The sequence below is a fragment of the Aeromonas sp. R10-2 genome, assembly GCF_040908445.1.
GTDB classification, from domain to species: Bacteria; Pseudomonadota; Gammaproteobacteria; order Enterobacterales; family Aeromonadaceae; genus Aeromonas; species Aeromonas veronii.
This window is the reverse complement of sequence record NZ_JBFODS010000073.1, coordinates 1-20,050: the sequence shown is the minus strand read 5'-3', so window position 1 is coordinate 20,050 and position 20,050 is coordinate 1. Positions and strand designations below refer to the sequence as shown.

The window sequence follows — 20,050 nt, the reverse complement described above, 5'->3', positions numbered from 1 at the left end:
AGTGTGGCATTCGCCATGCGAGAGTAGGACACTGCCAGGCACCCAATTTAAGAACCCCGCTCATCGAGCGGGGTTTTTTATTGCCTGCAATTCAGTAAATCGCCTTAATATTGACCTTTTATTCCCTCTTCCCTGCCGTTTCTCCATTTTTCCTCCTCGATTTTCTCCGCTTCTGCCATCGCCGCTGGTGTTGGTTGTCGTTATAATGGCCGCCCTCAAGCAAGGTGGTGGTATGAAAGCAGAATATCTACAGCGATTCGGGGGCATTGCCCGTCTTTATGGTCAGAGCGCACTGCATTCCTTTAGCCAGGCCAAGGTCTGTGTGGTGGGGATCGGCGGCGTGGGCTCCTGGGCGGCCGAGGCGCTGGCCCGCGCCGGTATCAACCAGATCACCCTGATCGACATGGATGATATATGCATCACCAACACCAATCGCCAGATCCACGCTATGCAGGGGACGGTTGGTCGCCTCAAGACCGAGGTGATGGCCGAGCGCATTCGCGCCATCAATCCGGATTGCGACGTGATCGAGGTGGACGATTTCGTCACCGCCGATAACCTGGCCGAGCATGTCAAGCGAGAGTTTGACTATGTGGTGGATGCCATCGATTCGGTCAAGGCCAAGGTGGCGCTGATTGCCTTCTGCAAGCGCAACAAGATCCCGGTGATTGTCGCGGGTGGTGCTGGCGGGCAGATGGACCCGACCCAAATCACCGTAGCCGATCTGGCCAAGACCATTCAGGATCCGTTGGCCGCCAAGGTGCGCTCCGACCTGCGCCGGTTGCACAACTTCAGCAAGAATCCGGCGCGCAAATTCGGGGTGGAGTGTGTCTTCTCAACCGAGCAGCTGAGTTATCCGGATGGCAATGGTGGCACCTGTCAGGCCAAGGCAGCCAGCGATGGCACCATGAAGATGGATTGCGCCTCCGGCTTTGGCGCCGTGACACCGGTGACGGCAACCTTTGGGCTGGTTGCCGCGTCCCGGGTATTGAAGAAGATTGCCGAGCGGGGGGCCCGCGCCGAGAAAGAGAGCGAGAATGAAGAAGCCGGGTCGATTGGTGAAGCCTAATCGATCACTGAACCGCGCGGGTTAGACCGCTTGTTCCCGGATCGCCAGTACGATCGCTCTGAGCCCGTTACCTCGTGACGGGCTCAAGTGTTTCTCAAGTCCCAGTTCGGTGAAATACCCTTCCATATCAAATGCCTGGATCGCCGCAGACGATTGGTGGTTGAGTGCCGCCAGCACGATGACGATGAGGCCACGCACGATGCGAGCATCGGAATCACAGGCAAAGTGCCAGCAGCCATCCTCGCTTTGTTCTCCCTTCAGCCACGCCTGGCTTTCACATCCCTTGAGGCGGAACTCCTCCTGTTGCCATTCGCCGGGTAGCGCTGGCAGCTGTTTGCCGAGCTGGATGATGAGCCGGTACTGGTTCTCCCAGCCGTGGGCGGCGGCAAACTGCTGGCGGATGGTGTCGGCGTTGGGCTCAAGGCCAATCTGGGTATAGCTTGCGAGGTCACTCATTCGGTTGTCTGCCTTAGAAGAAGTCACTGAGTTTGTGCAGGGCGGCCAGCAGGGCGTCGACATCGTCCCGATTGTTGTAGCAAGCCAGCGAGGCGCGCATGGTGCCGCCGATCCCGAGCGATTCCATCAATGGCATGGCGCAGTGATGGCCGACTCGCAGGGCGATCCCCTGCATATCGAGCAGGGTAGCAGCATCTTGCGGGTGGATGTCGTTGAGCAAGAAAGAGACCGCACCGGCGCGTTGGCCGGGTTCGCCGACCAGACGCAGCCCCGTCACCTGTTGCAGGCCAGCGACCAGATAGTCGGTCAGTGTCTGCTCATGGCTGGCGAGCCATTGCCGATCTTGCCCCATCACAAAGTCGATGGCGGCGGCGAGGCCGATAGCGCCAGCGATATGGGGGGTGCCCGCCTCGAATTTGAAGGGCAGGCTATTGAAGGTGGTGCCGCTGAAACTGACCCGGTCGATCATTTCACCACCTGCTTGCCAGGGCGGCATCCGCTCCAATAGCTCGGTGCGGCCCCACAACACACCGATGCCGGTCGGGCCATAGAGCTTGTGGCCGGAGAAGGCGTAGAAGTCGCAGCCGATGGCTTGCACATCCACCTCGAGATGAGCCACAGCCTGGGCGCCATCGATCAGGGTCAGAGCGCCGACTGCCTTGGCCGCTGCCACCACCTCTTTGACTGGATTGACGGTGCCAAGGGCATTGGATACGTGGGCCACGCTCACCAGCCGGGTGCGCGGCCCCAGCATGGCGTGATAGGTAGCCAGATTGAGATCGCCCCGCTCATTGAGCGGGATGACCCGGATCACAGCGCCGGTACGCTGGGCGACCAGTTGCCATGGGACGATATTGGCGTGGTGCTCCAGCGTACTGAGGATAATTTCGTCCCCCGCCTTGAGCTCGCTCATCCCCCAGCTCTGGGCTACCAGATTGATCGCCTCCGTGGTGCCACGGGTCCAGATCACTTCGTGGCTGTGGGGCGCATTGATAAAGCGGGCGACCGTCTCGCGGGCAGCCTCAAAGGCGCGGGTAGCGCGGCCACTCAGAGCATGGGCGGCACGGTGCACATTGGCGTTGTCGGCCCGATAGTAGTGAGCGATGGCATCCAGTACCGCTTGCGGCTTCTGGGTGGTGGCGGCGTTGTCCAGATAGACCAGAGGGTGGCCGTTTACCTCCTGCGCCAAGGCCGGAAACTGGCTGCGCAGTTGGTCGTGCTGTTGCTGATTCATGTTCCCCTCATCATCTGGAAAAAGTCATCATCTCGAAAGGTCGGCCATGATCCTGAAAATAGCGCCCGAACACAAGGCGCGATAAGCCAGATGGGCGGTTGCCTGCCGTGCAGCAGGTACGGCTCATCGGGTGATTTCTGGTACAATGCCGCCCCTCATCATAAGCCAAGAGATCCGGCCCATGAAGCTCAACCCCAATCAGAACGAAGCGGTCAAGTATGTTTCCGGCCCTTGCCTGGTGCTGGCGGGTGCCGGATCGGGCAAGACCCGCGTCATCACCAACAAGATTGCCTATCTGGTGCAGCAGTGCGGCTATAGTGCGCGCAATATCGCCGCCGTCACCTTTACCAACAAGGCGGCGCGGGAGATGAAGGAGCGGGTCGGCCAGACTTTGGGTCGCAAGGAGGCGCGGGGGCTGATGGTCTCCACCTTCCATACCCTGGGCCTCGATATCATTCGCCGTGAGCACAAGAGTCTGAATCTGAAGGCTAACTTCTCCCTGTTCGATGACACCGACCAGCTGGCACTGCTGAAAGAGCTGACTGAAGACGAGCTCGACAACGACAAGGACAAGCTCTCGGCCCTCATTACCCAAATCTCCAACTGGAAGAACGACCTTATTCTGCCTGCCCGCGCCATGCGTATCGCCCGCGGGCCGGAAGAGGTGCTGATGGCCCAGCTCTACGAGCGTTATCACCGCCAGATGGTGGCCTATAACGCGCTGGATTTTGACGACCTCATCGTGATGCCCACTCTTTTGCTCAAGAGCAATCAGGAGGTACGCGAGCGCTGGCAGAACAAGATCCGCTATCTGCTGGTCGATGAGTATCAGGACACCAACACCAGCCAATACGAGCTGGTGAAGCAGATCGTCGGCGAGCGTGCCCGCTTCACCGTGGTGGGGGATGATGACCAGTCCATCTACTCCTGGCGAGGTGCCAAGCCGCAGAATCTGGTGCTGCTGAGTGAAGATTTCCCCAGCCTCAAGCTGATCAAGCTGGAGCAGAACTACCGCTCCAAGCGGCGGATCCTCAAGTGCGCCAACATCCTGATCGCCAACAACCCCCACGTCTATGACAAGGCGCTCTTCTCCGAGTTGGATGAAGGGGTGAAGCTCAAGGTGCTGTTCGCCAAGAACGAGGAGCACGAAGCGGAGCGGATCGCCGCCGAGATGATGGGACACAAGTTTATGAACCGCACCCGGTTCAAGGATTACGCCATCCTCTATCGGGGCAACCATCAGTCGCGCATCTTCGAGAAGGCGCTGATGACCAACCGGATTCCTTACCGTATCTCCGGCGGCACCTCGTTTTTCTCCCGCACCGAGATCAAGGACATCATGGCCTACCTCAAGCTGCTGGTGAACCCGGATGAGGACACCGCCTTCCTGCGGGTGGTCAACCTGCCGCGCCGCGAGATTGGCCCCACTACCCTCGAAAAACTGGGTCAGTATGCCAATCAGCGCGGCAAGAGTCTGTTTGCCGCCAGCTTCGAGCTGGGGCTGGAGCAGCACCTCTCAGGCCGTGGCCTCACTGCATTACAGGCCTTCACCAACTGGCTGGTACGCCTTGGCGATCAGGCGCTGCGTGGCAATCCGGTGGAGGCGGTGCGGGACATGATCAAGGAGATCCACTACGAAGAGTGGCTCTACGAGACCTCCCCCAGCCCGAAAGCGGCCGAAATGCGGATGCAGAACGTCTCCACCCTCTATCGCTGGATCACCGAGATGCTGGAAGGGGATGAGCTGGAGGAGTCGATGACGTTGGCTCAGGTGGTCACTCGCCTCACCCTGCGTGACATGATGGAGCGCAACGAGGGAGAGGACGACGCCGATCAGGTGCAGTTGATGACCCTGCATGCCTCCAAGGGGTTGGAGTTCCCCTATGTCTATATGGTGGGGATGGAGGAGGGCTTGCTGCCCCACCAGACCAGCATCGACGAGGACAATGTGGAGGAGGAGCGGCGTCTCGCCTACGTGGGGATCACCCGGGCTCAGACCGAACTGACCTTCACCCTCTGCAAGGAGCGGCGTCAGTTTGGCGAGTCGGTACGTCCGGAGCCTAGCCGCTTCCTGCTGGAGCTGCCGCAGGATGATCTTGAATGGGAAAACCAGAAGAAGGTGACTGCCGAGGAGCGCCAGCAGAAGGGGCAGATGGCGGTGGCCAATCTGCGCGCCATGTTCAAGAAAGATTAGGAGGTTGCGTTGCCGGGGGATAGCAGTGGAATGATGTCTGCTCCCGGCATGGGGGGAGATATATAGCGTCCTTGCCCCATCCGGCAGCCGATATCTATCAGCTTCTGTAACTGCTGCTGGTTCTCAATGCCTTCAACCACAAGGGTGTAATCGAGATCCTGACAGATATCCCGCATAGCGCGGATCAGCGCCAGATCTTTGGGGGACTGCAGCATCCGCTGGGTAAAGCTGTCATCCACCTTGATGTAATCTACCGGGAAATGGAACAGGGCGTTGAGGGAGGAGAAGCCGGTACCAAAATCGTCCAGGCTGATCTGAATGCCCTTGGCACGCAGTTCATGCAGGGAGGCCAGCGCATCGGAATCCTGCCGCGACAGCTCCCGCTCGTTGAATTCAAAGATCAGATAGCCTGGTGCTATCCCCTCCTCATCGATAATGTCCACCAACCGCATGATGTGATCATGGTTGACCAGATGTTTGCCGGAGAGGTTGATGGCGACCTTGAACTTGCTCTGGCCCGAGATCGGCAGCCAGTTCTTCAGTTGCTGGCAGGTGTGGCGCAGGATCTGATAATCCAGCTCCAGAATCAGGCCACATTGCTCCGCCAGCGGAATAAAGTCGAATGCATCCTTCAGAATTCCCTCTTCGGTCAGCCAGCGCGCCATCACCTCCAGACCGGTCAGGCGGCTATCCTGTAGCCGGATCACCGGTTGGTAGTAGGGGACGATACGCCCTTCCCGCAGGGCCCGAGCCAGCATCTCTTCCGGCGAATTCCAGTTCTGGTTGATGCAATCATCCGAGTAGCTGACGATGCGGCTGCGGCCATTGCGTTTGGCCTGGTACATGGCCAGATCGGCCTGGTGGAGTAACTGGCTGATATCCGATGTCTGTTCGGACACACTCGATACCCCTAGGCTGACGGTAATACTCAGCTCATTGCCAAGCAGCCGGAACGGATAGGAGAGGCGGCTGATAATGCGGTTGAGCACCGGGCTGATGTCATCTTCATGTTTGCTGCTATCGAGATAGATGACGAACTCGTCGCCCCCCAATCTGGCCACCATATCGTTTTGCCGGATGCAGGTCTGCAGGCGGCGGCTTACCTCTTTGAGCAGCTGATCGCCAGCGCTGTGGCCCAGGGTGTCATTTATCTGCTTGAAATGATCCACATCGATAAAAATCACCGCGAATCCTGGTGACTTGTAGCGGTTGTAGTGGGTCATGGCGTGGTTGAGGTGGTTCATCAACAGCGCGCGGTTGGGCAGCTGGGTCAGCGGGTCGTGAAGCGCATCGAATTGCAGCCGCCGTTCCAGCTCCTGATGCTGCTTGAGCTGCTTTTGCAGCCTGAGGTTGGTCTGACGCAGCTGTTGCAGCCGTTGGTTGATGGAGTCTTCGGTATTGATGTCGTTGAGCTGCTGGCGGATCCGTCTCAGCTCCAGCAGCAGGGTGAGCTGGCCACGCAGGAAGTCGAGAAACAGCTTGTCGTCGGTCTCCAGCGGTTGAGCCGTGCTGATGATGAAGTGGGCGAAGTACTGTTGTTGCAGCCGCAGCGGCATGCTGTGCCAGTAGCGTGACTCCCTGCTCACCTCGATATTGCTGGTGCTGTGGCACAAGCCGCTGATGAACTCGTCCCCTTGATGGGGATGGGCAGGGTAGATCTTTTCCAGCTTCTGACTGGTTAACCTGACCAGCAGCATGTCCTCGATGGTGAGCATCTGGCGCAGTACCGCTTCCAGTTGGGAGAAGAGCGCCTGAGCCGGCAGGGTATTGGCGAGCCGCATGATGCGGCTGATGCTCTCGATTTTCTTTTTCCAGTTCGGGTCTTTGCGGATCAGCGGCGAAGGCAGCTCGGTGAGATGGGATCCCGCCTGGGTTTCGGTCAGCCGTTTAGCCAGACACTCAAGCAGCAGGCGCAGGGTCGGCAGGTCGGCAGGGGTGCCGCGCGCCAGCAACCACTGTATCTGGCCATGCTCAATGGGGAAGACGCACCACCCTTCTGCTTCATCCAGCTGGGTGAGCTGATCGGTGATGCGGGACTGCTCACGGCCCAGCTGTTGCTTGAAGATGTCGCTGACCTTGTAGGCGTAAAGCCAGTTCAGACCGGTATCGGAGAGGCCCAGCATGCCGAAATGTTGCAGCGGGCAGAGTTGGTCAATCTGCTGGATCAGGGAATCGTAATCGTCAGGCGTGGCGGTTTGTGGCGCCGGGAAGTCCATAATGGCAGAGACCAACGCCAACAGAGGAGTTGAGTAGTGGGGTTCGATGGATTGGGCCGACATGTGCAACTCCCGATATGTCTACCTTACAAGAGTAGTCGGAAGCCGATAGATTGAAAGGGCCGCAATTGCGGCCCTTTCAAATACTTACAGCTTGTCGATCATGTAGTGGATGGCGTTTTCAATCTCTTCATCACTACAGTTCGCACAGGTGCCGCGCGGAGGCATCATGCCGGACTTGCCGGTAAAGCCTTCAATGGCATGTTTCTTGAGAGTATCAATGCCCTGGGCGATGCGAGGATCCCAGGCTGCCTTGTCACCCCGTTTGGGGGCTCCAGCGGCGCCGGTGTCGTGACAGGCAAAGCAGGCGCCCTTGTATACCGTTTCGCCATCGCGGGGACCGGAAGAGGCGGCCGCCGTCGGTGCAGCACTCGCGCCGGCAATACCTTCCAGATCCTTGGCGGTATAGACCTGACCGATTGGTTTGATCCGCTCGGCAATGGCCTCCGGTGACATCTCATCGGCAGCAAGCACTGCCCCAGACAAGCTGGCGGCCGTCATCCCGACAGCCAGCAAATAGCTCAGTTTTTTCAACACGCTCATATACTCCCAGCAGTCTTTTATTATCCATGTAAACGACGGGATTATAACCGAATAGTTACAGCCATTTAAACGCTTGTGTGTGAAGTGTTAAACACTCTGCGTACAAAGTTTTGGCCAATATCACGGCAATTCGGGTGGTGGAGATAAAAAGAAACCCGGCATTCGCCAGGTTTCGGGTACCCAAGGGGTGAAATGGGTTATTTGTCCCAGCTCAGGATCACCTTGCCGGAGTGGCCGGAGCGCATCGCATCGAACCCCTGCTGGAATTCGTCGATGTGGAATCTGTGGGTGATGATGGGGGAGAGATCCAGCCCGGACTGGATCAGGCTGGCCATTTTGTACCAGGTCTCGAACATCTCGCGGCCATAGATCCCTTTGATAAACAGCCCCTTGAAGATCACCTTGTTCCAGTCGATGGCCATGGTGGAGGGGGGAATGCCGAGCATGGCGATCTTGCCGCCGTGGTTCATCTTGTCGAGCATCTCCTGGAAGGCGCTCGGGACGCCGGACATCTCCAGCCCCACGTCAAACCCTTCGGTCATGCCCAGCTCGCTCATTACGTCGGCCAGCTTATCCTTGGCCACGTTGACCGCGCGGGTGGCGCCCATCTTGCGGGCCAGCTCCAGCCGGTATTCGTTGACGTCGGTGATCACCACGTGGCGCGCACCCACATGACGGCAGACGGCGGCTGCCATGATGCCAATGGGGCCTGCCCCGGTGATGAGCACATCTTCACCCACCAGATCGAAGGAGAGGGCGGTGTGCACCGCATTGCCGAATGGGTCGAAGATGGCGGCCAGCTCGTCCGGGATATTGTCCGGCAGCTTGAAGGCGTTGAATGCGGGGATCACCAGATACTCGGCAAAAGCACCCGGACGGTTGACGCCAACGCCAATGGTGTTGCGGCAGAGGTGAGTGCGGCCGGCGCGACAGTTGCGGCAGTGACCGCAGGTGATGTGCCCTTCGCCGGAGACCCGATCGCCGATGGCGAAGCCGCGCACCTCCTGACCGATGGCGACCACTTCCCCGACATATTCGTGGCCGACCACCATGGGTACCGGAATGGTCTTCTGGGACCACTCGTCCCAGTTGTAGATGTGGATATCGGTGCCGCAGATGGCGGTTTTGCGGATCTTGATCAGCAGGTCGTTGTGGCCGAGCTCGGGGGCCGGCACATCCGTCATCCAGATGCCGACCTCTTTGTGCAGTTTGGAGAGTGCTTTCATGGCTGTTCCTTCAATATGAATGCAGAAAAAAGGGGCTGAGCCCCTTGATTCAAATCAGATAACGCCGAGTTCACGGCCGATGCGGATAAAGGCGTCGATCGCCTTGTCCAGCTGCTCGCGGGTGTGGGCGGCAGACATCTGGGTGCGAATGCGCGCCTGACCCTTGGGCACGACCGGGAAGGAGAAACCCACCACATAGATGCCGGCAGCCAGCATGCGGCTCGCCATTTCGGAGGCTAGCTTGGCATCCCCCAGCATCACCGGAATGATGGCGTGGTCGGCGCCAGCCAGAGTGAAGCCAGCGGCGCTCATCCGCTCGCGGAAGTAACGGCTGTTCTCTTTCAGGCGGGCGCGCAGGTCGTGACCCTCGGCCAGCATGTCGATCACCTTGATGGTGGCGGCAACGATGGAGGGGGCCAGCGAGTTGGAGAAGAGGTACGGGCGGGAGCGCTGACGCAGCCAGTCGATCACCTCTTTCTTGCCTGAGGTATAGCCGCCGGATGCGCCGCCGAGCGCCTTGCCCAGGGTGCCGGTGATGATGTCGACCCGATCCATCACGCCGCAATATTCGTGGGTGCCGCGACCGTTTTCGCCGATAAAGCCGACGGCGTGGGAGTCATCCACCATCACCAGCGCATCGTATTTGTCTGCCAGATCGCAGATGGATTTGAGGTCGGCGATGACCCCATCCATGGAGAAGACACCGTCGGTGGCGATCAGCTTGAAGCGGGCGCCGTCGGCATCAGCCTGCTTGAGCTGGGCTTCCAACTCGGCCATGTCGTTGTTGGCGTAGCGATAACGCTTGGCCTTGCACAGCCGCACGCCGTCAATGATGGAGGCGTGGTTGAGGACATCGGAGATGATGGCATCTTCGGCGCCGAACAGGGTCTCGAACAGACCACCATTGGCATCGAAACAGGAGGAGTAGAGGATGGTATCTTCGGTGCCGAGGAAGGCAGACATCTTCTGCTCCAGCGCTTTGTGCTGATCCTGGGTGCCGCAGATGAAGCGTACCGAGGCCATGCCGAAGCCGTGGCTGTCGAGTCCCTGATGGGCGGCAGCGATCAGATCCGGGTGGTTGGCCAGCCCCAGATAGTTGTTGGCACAGAAGTTCAGTACCTGCTCACCGCCGACGGCGATGCTGGCCTGTTGGGCGGAGGTGATGATGCGCTCCTGCTTGTACAACCCTTCAGCTTGCACCTGGTTCAGTTGCTCGGTCAGGTGACGATAGAATCCGTTAGACATCCTCGATCCTTAGTGGCTATTTCAGCTGCGTATCAACAGAGGGCGACATTTTACTGCAATCTGTTGCGGTAAATTCAAATGATTGTGCTGATATTCAACAAATGTGAAACAGATCTCACCCAGCTGGTTGGGCCAGCTGACGGTAGTGCTGTTCCAGTTGCTGGATCTGTCCGGCCACCTGGGGTTGCACATAGGGGCGCAGCAGGAATAGCACCTTTAATACGCCCTGATAGAGCAGCGGTTTGGTGATGCGAGTGTTGGGGGCCTGGGCGATCTGGAAGGGGATCCAGCAGGTCACCACCATCTTGATGGTCTGTCCCAGATCCGGCAGGTCTTCATCGCTGACATCGATAATGCCCCCTTCGCGCAGGCTTCTGAGCAGCGCGACCACGGAAGAACGCATCTGCTCCTGGGCCTTGAGGTACTTCTGTTGCAGCGGTTCGTCACGGCTCAGGATGTCCGGCAGGTTGGCGTAGAAGAAGCGGAACTGCCACATCAGATAGAAGATGGCATCGAGATAGCCCATCAGATCCTGCAGGGTGATCTCACGGTTGCGGGTCGGCACGAAGCTCTCGCTCAGGTGACGGGCATACTGGTCGAAGATGGAGTGGATGATGTCTTCTTTATTGCGGAAGTGGTAGTAGAGGTTGCCCGGGCTGATACCCATGTGCGCCGCAATGTGGTTGGTGGTGATGTTGCGTTCACCCTGATCGTTGAACAGCTCGGTCGCGCTGTGAATGATCCTGTCTCTGGTTTTCATCACTCATTCCTCCAACAGGTTCCGCTCGGGGCAGTTTTGAACAAGGTCGAATCCCCGGACGGCCCGTGATAAACTTTTCGGCAATTTCAAATTGGCTCACTATACACAGCTTTAACAAGCAGTCACATGTAGCCATCAACGTACGAGAGGCAAACTCCATGATCGTAGTAACTGGCGGTGCTGGCTTTATCGGCAGCAATCTGGTCAAGCAGCTGAACGCTCAAGGACGGACCGATATCGTGGTCATTGATGACCTGACCGACGGCACCAAGTTCGTCAACCTGGTCGATCTGACCATCGCTGACTACATGGACAAGGACGAGTTTCAGGCTCGCATCGTCTCCGGCGACGAGTTTGAAGAGTGGGACAACGGTATCGAGGTGATCTTCCACGAAGGCGCCTGCTCTGCTACCACCGAATGGAACGGCAAGTTCATCATGGAGGTCAACTACGAGTACTCCAAGGATCTGTTCCACTACTGCATCGAGCGTGAAATCCCGTTTATTTACGCCTCTTCTGCCGCGACCTACGGTGGCCGCAACGACAACTTCATCGAAGATCCCAAGTTCGAACAGCCGCTCAACGTCTACGGCTACTCCAAGCAGCTGTTTGACCAGTACGTGCGCCGCTGGATGCCGGAGATCAACTCTCAGGTTGTCGGTTTGAAGTACTTCAACGTCTACGGCCCGCGCGAGCAGCACAAAGGCTCCATGGCTTCCGTTGCCTTCCACCTCAATACCCAGGTGAAGAAGGGCGAGAATCCCAAGCTGTTCGAAGGTTGCGATGGCTTCCCGAACGGTGGTCAGATGCGTGACTTCATCTATATCGACGACGTCTGCAAGGTAAACCTCTGGTTCTGGCAGAACCCGCAGCACTCCGGCATCTTCAACTGCGGTACCGGCCGTGCCGAGCCGTTCCAGAACGTGGCCGAAGCAGTGATCAAGCATCATCAGAAGGGAGCCATTGAGTACATTCCCTTCCCGGATCACCTCAAGGGCCGCTACCAGAGCTTCACCCAGGCTGACATGACCAAGCTGCGTAGCGTGGGTTATGACGCCGAGTTCAAAACCGTTGCCGAAGGGGTAGCGGATTACATGGCCTGGCTCAACCGCTAACAGGTGAGCACAACGCGGCAGTTTGAGCGCAAAACCGGAAGTGGGCACTCGCCTGCTTCCGGTTTCTGGTCTCTGTGGCTGCTTGTCGTTCCTCTCTTCTCTACCGGGTAACCGCGCGATGAATATATTGATGGCACTCTCCCAGCTCGAGGTAACGGGAGCTGAGGTCTATGCCACCACGGTCGGTAACGAACTGACCCGGCGTGGTCACAACGTCTTTTATGTGTCAGATACCCTGACCAAGCCGACCCTTGGCCCCGTCTTCAAGCTGAGATTCAACAAGCGCAGCATTCTGCGCCGCTTCTGGCACGTCTTTTACCTCATCTATCTCATCAAGAAGCATCATATTCAGTTGGTGCATGCTCACTCCCGCGCCTCCGGCTGGAGCAGCTATGTGGCCTGCAAGCTGACTGGCACCCCGATGATCACCACGGTTCATGGTCGCCAGCCGGTGCACGCTTCGCGCAAGGCCTTCCATGCACTCGGCTATCGGGCGGTTGCCGTTTGTGAAGATATTGCCCATCAGATAGTCGACAATCTGGGGGTCGATCCCGCGATCGTGCAGGTGCTGCGCAACGGTATCGAAACCGACAAATTCCAGCCTGTGCCTGCGCCGGACAATGCCAAGCCGGTGATTGCCATCATTGGCCGTTTGAGTGGCCCCAAAGGGGAGCTTTGCTACCGCCTGCTCGACGAAGTACTCGATCTGGATGCCTGCAAGGTACGGATTGTCAGCGGTACCAAGGTGCCGGAGCGCTTTGCCCGTTTCGAAGATCGTACCGAGTTTGTCGGTTATGTCGATGATGTGCCTGCTCTGCTGGCTGGCTGCGATTTGGTAATTGGTGCCGGTCGAGTAGCCATGGAAGCGCTGCTCTGTGGTCGACCCGCTTTTGCCATTGGTGAAGCCAGGGCCATTGGTCTGGTGACCGAACAGAATCTGGACGAGGCGCTGGCCAGCAACTTTGGCGATATTGGTCCCAAAGATTTGGCTATCGATTTTGCTGCATTGAAGGGAGAGGTAGAGTCCGCCCTTGCGAGCAAGGTGGTGCCGAAAGCCATTCGGCAACGCATTCAGGATGAGTATGGCTTGCAGGGGGTAGTATCTGGTCTCGAAACCATCTATCAGGATGCCGTAGTCGAAACCCTGCGCCGCGAGATGCCCGTCATCATGTACCACCGTTTTATCGAGCAGGATAGCGAGAAAGGAGTGCATGGCACCTGGATGCCGATCACCATGTTCGAGAAGCATCTGCGACTGATGAAGTGGCTCGGCTACGAAACCCTGACTTTCCGCGATTTGGCGGACAAAGGCTTTATCCACCGTCTGCAATACGGCAAGAAGTATCTGATGATCACCGCCGATGACGGCTATCAGGACAACCTGACCCGCATGCTGCCACTGCTGGAAAAATATGGTTACAAAGCCGTGGTGTACGTAGTCACCGGCGAAGGTTATAACCGTTGGGATGTGGAGCATCCGACCAATCCGGATACCAAGGTCTCATTGATGAGTGGTGAGCAGGTCAAGGCGTTGGCCGCCAGCGGTCATGTGGAAATTGGTGGGCATACCCTGACCCATCCCCGCTTGAGCAAGCTCACACCCGAACAACAAGCCCATGAAATTCAGGAGAATAAACGCCAACTGGAGGCCCTGCTTGGCCATCCGCTGCTCTCATTTGCCTACCCTTACGGAGATATGAACGAGAGTGCCAAGGAGCAGGCTATCGCCGCCGGGTATCGTTTTGCTGTCGCTACCAATAGTGGCCCCAAAGCAATGCACCAGGACCCTTTCCAGATCCGCCGGATTGCTATCTTCCCCCGTACTGATGTATTCGGGCTGTGGCGCAAGATCCGCGGGAATTATGTTTTTAGAAAATGAAAGAGAAAAAAATGAATTACAAAAAAATAGAAAGATATTTACTTTGTTTGTTTGCTGCTTCCATATTTACTAGTAAGCCAGCTATTTATATTTCATCGGCACTAATGATAGTGTTTTTTATTGGGCGATGTGTTTTTGACAGAGAATATTATAATGTGGTGAAACGCGATGTTGTTTTATGGGGGCCAATCGCGGTGTTCCTATTCGGGGTCTTCGCGAAAATAATATCTCCTGCTTCCTTTGTGGATATAGGTCATTTTTTTTATAAGGGGATGTTTTTATTGGTTTTCCCGGCCTTAGTTATTTCTTTGCGAGAGAATAAAAATAGACGATTAGCATTCTCGATATCGATGTTGGGTTTTCTTCTATCGGTATTATGGTCTTTTGTCCAAGCATTTGTTCTGCTTCCACATACTTGGAGTGGTGAGCGATTTGGTGGGTTCTGGGATATAGGTCGGTGGGCTGAGATTACAACGTTTGTCTTTGCATTTATGTTGCCAAAATTGTCTGATGATATGACGGCATCAAAGAAAATTGTCATTGGATTATTTTTGTTTGTGACTTTTTTGAGTCTTATAATATCTGGCGGTCGTGCTGGTTGGATTGCTGCATCATTTTCCTTTGTGGTGTATATGATCTTTATGAATCGGAAAATGTTGTATGTTTTTACTCCGGTTGCATGTGTGTTGATTTTTTCTCTTTATCTAGCAATGCCCTCACAATTTAATGCTGTAGCGGGAAGGGCTACATCTGTAACTGAGACTACAAGCAAGGATTATTCTAACTTTAGCCGTATTCTCATGTGGGGGAATGGCGTTTCTCTTCTGCATGAAAATTTATCACATTATCCTCGAAAGTTTCTATTTGGTATAGGGTTCAATAAGTTTCAGACAGAATACTCGGCCTATTTGAACAAAATTTCGAATACTGAGGATCTGATAAAATTAACGCAAGGTAATTACTCCTTAAATGACTTGCATAATTCTTATCTTGATTCGGCAAATAAAATGGGTTTTTTGTATACGTTGTTTTTCTATGGCTCATTAATTTTCATTGTGTATCTTTTTTATAAGAACGAATCTCTCATTAAGGGTTGCATATTAATTGCTCCATTTTTAATTTTGGGTGTTTTCTATACAAATTATCTTGAGTTTCAAACCTACATATTTTTCTTTGTTGTTGCATTGGCCTACTCGGAGGTTGAGCAATATAATGTTGATAACCATAAGGTGAGAGCATGAAAGCTAGTGTCATTATAGCTTTTTACAATAATTTAAAGGCATTGAAAATTATTCTGTCAGCTCTTAACAATCAGTTTGAAGATAACTTTGAGGTTATTATTGCTGATGATGGCTCCAGGGAAGATGTTGTTTCAGAAATAAAGTCTATTCAGACAGGATTTAGTTATCATATAAAGCATGTATGGCATGAAGATAAAGGTTTTAGAAAAAACAAGATACTTAATCAGGCTGTGTTACTTGCATCCAATGAGTACATAATATTTATTGATGGAGATTGCATTCCACAAGTTAACTTCGTTCGTGATCATTTGGAAAATGCAGAGGTTGGTTGTTTTTTAAATGGAAGAAGGGCGGACTTGTCACCATCATTTAGTCAGAAAATAACACTTGTCAGGCCAGAGTCATTTTTTAAAGAGAACTTATTTTTTATGCTTGCAGAATATATTTTTCTTGGGAAAGGGAAAAATATAGAGAAAGGGATAAGAATTACTAATCGATTTTTGAGTAGATGGTTGAATAGGAAAAACAAAGGGGTTGTTGGATGTAATTTTTCTCTTTACAAGAAAGATTTGACTTATATTAATGGATTCGATGAGCGGTATGAGGCTGCGGGGGTCGGAGAAGATACTGATGTTGAATTCAGATTGAAGTTGGCTGGTTTTAGATGCAAAAATATTTTTTATTTGGCTAATCAGGTTCATATATATCATAAAGAGCTTCCTAGAGATCGAGTTAATGATGAGATATATGCATCCGTTGTTAAATCTGGGGAGTATTTCACCCCGTGGGGAATAGAAAAAAAGGCAATTGATTAAAATGAAACTTCGGCTATTTAAGACTATTAAAGATCAATTGTTCATAGGGCGAGATTTATTTAGAAGGCGTCTGGCAAGAATACTATTCGACAAAGAGAGAAATTGTAACAAACTCAATCTTCCAATATCTAGAGGTGATGGGAAAAAATTTCTGGTTATTCGTTGGGATGCCAAGCTCGGGGATTCTATAGTTTGCTCTTGGTTATATAGGGAGATTAAAAAGGAGAATAAAAATAATCAACTTATAGTAATTTGCAATTCTAACATACAGAAATTGCATGAGAATATTTGGGGTGGTGATGTTTTTATTATAAAAAAACGGCCTTCTTATAGAGAGTTGCGTCTGTTGGCAGAGAAAATAGGTTTTGTCGATTATGCTCTTCATTTTGGTGAGCAGCTAAAAATGAGAGACATTTATTTTCTAAGTAAGCTCTCTACAACATGCATTGCGGGGATGGATGATGACCTTGATTTAATAAATATTAAACTTGGTCAAGTTACATCAGAAATGCATTTTAGTGAGAAGTTTGTTTATTTTTTAAATGGGATTGGATTTTTTAATGTTGATGCGAAATATATCATTCCTGACTTCCCATTAGTTGAAAATAAAATAAGTTCATATCGGTGGCCACAAAAGAGAAATACTATTTGTTTTAATCCTTATGGGAGTGGGTCATCTCGAAGAATGGACTCTGAGTTGATAATTTATCTGTGCGATTTCATGCTAAGAGAAACGGGTTTTTCTATCGTATTGTTAGGTATGCGTGATCAAGTTAAGGTAATTGAACATATGATAGCTAAAACCATAGATCCTGGACGAGTTTTTTGTTTACCGCCAGAGGATGTGTCAATTGAGTCACTGTTCTCTCAGCTAAGAATGTCAATTGGGTTGGTATCCGTAGATACTGCTACGATACACATCGCTTCCGGTCTGAATTTACCAACATTGGCAATTTATAATTCTAAAAGTGGTGAGCCAGATCAAAATTTTTTAAACTGGCATCCAAATAATGAGAAGGCTGATGTTGTTTTTACTAAGGATTTGAGTGGTCGTGGTGTAAACTCGCTTTCTGTTGATGATTTTGAAAGTAGATTCAAACAGTGGGTGAAGCGATTTCTATCATAAAAAAAAATAAATTATTTTATTTCGGTGTGATGTTTATTGGTCTCTTGACCAGCATATTATATTCGAATTTACAGAAGCTCACCGGCGATCAGACCCAGATGCTCTACAAGGGTTACCTTGGGGCTTATGAGGGGGTCTGGCTCAGCTATGGCAATGCGGCGAGTGCGGTGGGCAATGTGCCGGGGAGTTTGTCGGCCTGGCTGATTGGCGGGCCGCTGCTGCTGTGGGATTCTCCCTATGCCCCCATGGTGTTGCTGCTGGCGATGCGGTTGGTCGGGTTTCTGCTGTTTGATGCAGTGATCCGTCAGGTGTTTGATGACAGGGTACGTCTGCTGTTTCTGGTGCTCTGCTGGCTTAACCCCTGGTTCCAGTACGAGAGTCTGCTCTACAACCCCTCCTATCTGTTCCTTTTCTCGGCCATGCACTGCTGGTCTGCCTGGCATATGCGCGAGCGGGCCTCCTTCTGGCACATGATCGTTCACCTGCTGGCCATCGGCATGGCGATGCAACTGCACTACTCCTGGCCGCTGCTGGCGGTAATGTCCACCTATCTGTTTTGGCGCCGTATTCTCAAGGTGAGCTGGAGCGGGGTGGTGGTGGCAACCCTGCTGATCGGTGCTTCCCTGATCCCTTACGCCATGGAAGTGATGAGCAACAGCCATATTACCCAGAACGTCGATCCCGAGGCGCGTCAGCGCTATATCGGCTGGGGGCTGGTGCATGTCTATCCGGTGTTGAAATCAGTGCTCTACTGGCTGCGCTACGGCTCCTGGCTGTTTGCCAGCAAGCTGGTTAACGACACCCAGTTTATCTGGCTGGCGGGGCACGAATACCTGCAGATGGCGGCGATCTGGCTGTGGCGGATCGTGATTTACGGCGTGGGTTCCGCAACTGTGTTGCTGGCGGCCAAGGCCAACTGGCAGCTGTGGCGCGAACTCAAGCCGCGTCTGCTGCGCAGCGACCGTGCGCCAGTAGATGGCGAGAGCTGGCTCGGCCTCTATGCGCTGGCGGCGGTGCTGGCGGTGCTGGTGAGTGCGGCGCTCTCGCCCATCATCTTCAACTACTGGCACCTGATGCTGATCTTCCCCTACGCCTTGTTCCCGATCCTGCTTTTACTGGTGCGCTGGAGCCGCCGTTATCCGCAGTGGGTTGGCAAGGGGCTGCTGGCAGCCACCCTGTTCTGCACCGCTGTGAACCTGATCGCGGCGTGCGACAGCACCAAGTTCTCCTATCAGGCGGACTACAAAACCCAGGTGCTGGAGTATCTGCAAGAGATGAAGCTGCAACCCAAGCAGTGAGTCATTCACGGCCAGCCCCCCGATTTCGGGGGCTGGCTGTCACTATTCGAAACGGTCCATATGGGCGAAGTTTTTGGCTTCGGCAACCCAACCCTCACGTCCCTGCTTGTCCCGGATTTTTACCCACCACTGGTTCTGCGGTGACCGGCCGTATCTGATCTCTTTGCGCGCATAGTCATAATCGAGAATGTAGGTTTTGCCCTTGTACCAGAACAGGCTATTGCCTTAGCCCAGTCCGCCGAGGATATAAAGCGTTTCCCCTGCCTTCATATTCAACAGTGGCCCTTTTCCCTCCTTGCTGTAGCCCAGCTTGACCGATCTGAGTATCTCGATGATCCCCGGTTGTTCGGTAATGACGACCCCGGTCAGCCCTTCGGTAATCCCCCCATTTTTTGGAGCACTCAAAAGTAGAGGTCATGCGGCCTGTGCCAAGCGCTGTTTCGGCGTGTAGCCGCCCAGCGCCATATTGGGCCGCTCATGGTTATAAACCCACAGCCAGTTCGTGGCAAATTCCTGTAACTCATTCAGTGACTCAAACAGGTAATGGCCCAACCAGTCGTAACGCACAGTGCGGTTAAATCGCTCTATGTAGGCATTCTGCTGCGGGTTGCCTGGCTGGATATACCTCAGCGCAATCCTCTTCTGCTGCGCCCATTGCTTGAGCTCTTCGCTGATGTATTCCGGACCATTATCACAGCGGATTGCGGCTGGTTTGCCCCGCCACTCGATGACCTGCTCCAGCACCCGTTTGACTCGCGAGGCAGGCAAGGAAAAATCCACCTCGATGCACAGTGCTTCGCGATTGAAGTCATCGATCACATTAAACAACCGCACCGAACGACCATCGCTGAGCTGGTCATGCATAAAGTCCATCGACCAACAGTGATTCGGTTGGTCAGGGACTGCCAACGGCTCCGGCTTGGCGCGTACTAGCCGCTTCTTGGGTTTTATCCGCAGATTGAGCTCTAGCGCCCGATAGATCCGGTAGACCCGCTTGTGGTTCCAGCCAAAGCCTTTGACGTTACGCAGGTACAGGAAGCACAGTCCGAAACCCCAGTTGCGCTGGTTGGCGGTGAGGCGCAGTAGCCAGTCGGCAATCTCCTGGTTTTCATCAGCCAGCACGGGCTGATAACGGTAGCAACCCTCGCTCACCTTGAACACCTGGCAAGCCAGACGGATAGAAATGGCGTAATGAGCCACAGCCTTGGTCGCCATCTCCCTGCGGGCAGATGGCGTCACCACTTTTTTGCCATCGCCTCGGAGATGATCTCAGCCTTTAGGCGCTCCTCGGCATACATCTTCTTAAGGCGACGATTTTCCTCTTCCAGCTCTTTGAGGCGCGCCATGAGAGAGGCATCCATGCCACCGAATTTGGAGCGCCACTTGTAGAAGGTGGCGGAGCTGATGCCATGCTCACGGCAGAGCTCAGGGACGGGTGAACCAGACTCGGCCTGCTTGAGGATGGCGATGATCTGTGCATCGCTAAAGCGTGATGTTTTCATGTAGAACCTCCTGCGTTCAAGATACGAGAAAATTCTACTTATGAGCACCTCAGTTTTTCGGGGGGATTACC

Annotated in this window: 17 protein-coding genes; 8 read left to right on the top strand and 9 right to left on the bottom strand. The window is 54.0% G+C overall.

The annotated features are described in order from the left end of the window. Positions 1-232: 232 nt before the first annotated feature. On the top strand, positions 233-1,069 hold the full coding sequence (gene tcdA, locus AB5Y97_RS15060) for a tRNA cyclic N6-threonylcarbamoyladenosine(37) synthase TcdA (protein WP_201948445.1): 837 nt from the start codon (positions 233-235) through the stop codon (positions 1,067-1,069). Positions 1,070-1,090: 21 nt separating this feature from the next. Here tcdA and AB5Y97_RS15055 read toward each other — a convergent pair whose 3' ends face one another. Both AB5Y97_RS15055 and AB5Y97_RS15050 read right to left on the bottom strand, forming a co-directional pair. Further along, a complete protein-coding gene (locus AB5Y97_RS15055) occupies positions 1,091-1,525 on the bottom strand; it encodes a SufE family protein (RefSeq protein WP_201948443.1) in 435 nt (144 codons plus the stop codon). 13 nt (positions 1,526-1,538) lie between these two features. Continuing rightward, on the bottom strand, positions 1,539-2,759 hold the full coding sequence (locus AB5Y97_RS15050) for a SufS family cysteine desulfurase (RefSeq protein WP_201948440.1): 1,221 nt from the start codon (positions 2,757-2,759) through the stop codon (positions 1,539-1,541). A gap of 181 nt (positions 2,760-2,940) precedes the next feature. Between AB5Y97_RS15050 and rep the strand changes: the two genes are divergently transcribed. Continuing rightward, complete coding sequence (gene rep / locus AB5Y97_RS15045) at positions 2,941-4,953, top strand: DNA helicase Rep (RefSeq protein WP_201937700.1); 2,013 nt, start codon at positions 2,941-2,943, stop codon at positions 4,951-4,953. On the opposite strand, the gene AB5Y97_RS15040 is transcribed toward rep, so the two are convergent. The 5 genes from AB5Y97_RS15040 to AB5Y97_RS15020 all read right to left on the bottom strand — a co-directional run bounded on the left by AB5Y97_RS15040 (position 4,950) and on the right by AB5Y97_RS15020 (position 11,003). Next, the gene (locus AB5Y97_RS15040; protein ID WP_368158328.1) at positions 4,950-7,232 is read right to left on the bottom strand and encodes a putative bifunctional diguanylate cyclase/phosphodiesterase; all 2,283 of its coding nucleotides are present in this window, start codon (positions 7,230-7,232) and stop codon (positions 4,950-4,952) included. The two genes, rep and AB5Y97_RS15040, sit on opposite strands and share 4 nt — an antisense overlap. 84 nt (positions 7,233-7,316) lie before the next feature. Next, on the bottom strand, positions 7,317-7,772 hold the full coding sequence (locus AB5Y97_RS15035; RefSeq protein ID WP_041234042.1) for a cytochrome c5 family protein: 456 nt from the start codon (positions 7,770-7,772) through the stop codon (positions 7,317-7,319). 197 nt (positions 7,773-7,969) lie between these two features. After that, positions 7,970-8,998 carry an L-threonine 3-dehydrogenase gene (gene tdh, locus AB5Y97_RS15030; protein ID WP_136502379.1) on the bottom strand — a complete coding sequence of 343 codons (1,029 nt, stop codon included), beginning with the start codon at positions 8,996-8,998 and terminating at the stop codon, positions 7,970-7,972. 54 nt (positions 8,999-9,052) lie between these two features. Further along, a complete protein-coding gene (locus tag AB5Y97_RS15025; protein ID WP_368158325.1) occupies positions 9,053-10,243 on the bottom strand; it encodes a glycine C-acetyltransferase in 1,191 nt (396 codons plus the stop codon). Positions 10,244-10,358: 115 nt separating this feature from the next. Beyond that, a complete protein-coding gene (locus AB5Y97_RS15020) occupies positions 10,359-11,003 on the bottom strand; it encodes a TetR/AcrR family transcriptional regulator (RefSeq protein WP_005340848.1) in 645 nt (214 codons plus the stop codon). Positions 11,004-11,161: 158 nt separating this feature from the next. Here AB5Y97_RS15020 and rfaD point away from each other — a divergent pair, with 158 nt between their 5' ends. From rfaD to AB5Y97_RS14990, 6 genes are all read left to right on the top strand, one after another. Beyond that, positions 11,162-12,118: an ADP-glyceromanno-heptose 6-epimerase gene (rfaD, locus tag AB5Y97_RS15015; RefSeq protein ID WP_005340846.1), complete on the top strand. Its 957-nt coding sequence runs from the start codon at positions 11,162-11,164 to the stop codon at positions 12,116-12,118. A 118-nt stretch (positions 12,119-12,236) separates the two neighbouring features. Then, a complete protein-coding gene (locus AB5Y97_RS15010; protein ID WP_201976649.1) occupies positions 12,237-13,997 on the top strand; it encodes a polysaccharide deacetylase family protein in 1,761 nt (586 codons plus the stop codon). An 11-nt stretch (positions 13,998-14,008) separates the two neighbouring features. Next, complete coding sequence (locus AB5Y97_RS15005; protein WP_201976648.1) at positions 14,009-15,238, top strand: O-antigen ligase; 1,230 nt, start codon at positions 14,009-14,011, stop codon at positions 15,236-15,238. Beyond that, a complete protein-coding gene (locus AB5Y97_RS15000) occupies positions 15,235-16,053 on the top strand; it encodes a glycosyltransferase (RefSeq protein ID WP_201976647.1) in 819 nt (272 codons plus the stop codon). The genes AB5Y97_RS15005 and AB5Y97_RS15000 overlap by 4 nt, the downstream gene beginning before the upstream one ends. Before the next feature lies 1 nt (position 16,054). Then, positions 16,055-17,179, top strand: a complete 1,125-nt coding sequence (locus tag AB5Y97_RS14995; RefSeq protein ID WP_236302134.1) for a glycosyltransferase family 9 protein — start codon at positions 16,055-16,057, stop codon at positions 17,177-17,179. A gap of 98 nt (positions 17,180-17,277) precedes the next feature. Further along, positions 17,278-18,477, top strand: a complete 1,200-nt coding sequence (locus tag AB5Y97_RS14990; RefSeq protein ID WP_201976730.1) for a 3-deoxy-D-manno-octulosonic acid transferase — start codon at positions 17,278-17,280, stop codon at positions 18,475-18,477. A 225-nt stretch (positions 18,478-18,702) separates the two neighbouring features. Here the strand turns inward: AB5Y97_RS14990 and AB5Y97_RS14985 are convergent, their stop codons facing one another. After that, the gene (locus AB5Y97_RS14985; RefSeq protein ID WP_368158323.1) at positions 18,703-18,882 is read right to left on the bottom strand and encodes a hypothetical protein; all 180 of its coding nucleotides are present in this window, start codon (positions 18,880-18,882) and stop codon (positions 18,703-18,705) included. A 9-nt stretch (positions 18,883-18,891) separates the two neighbouring features. Beyond that, positions 18,892-19,979 (bottom strand): IS3-like element ISAs22 family transposase gene (locus tag AB5Y97_RS14980; RefSeq protein WP_088821966.1). Its coding sequence is split into 2 segments (ribosomal slippage): positions 18,892-19,727 and positions 19,727-19,979, totalling 1,089 coding nucleotides; the frame shifts between segments, so codons are not numbered across the junction. Between the last annotated feature and the right edge of the window lie 71 nt (positions 19,980-20,050).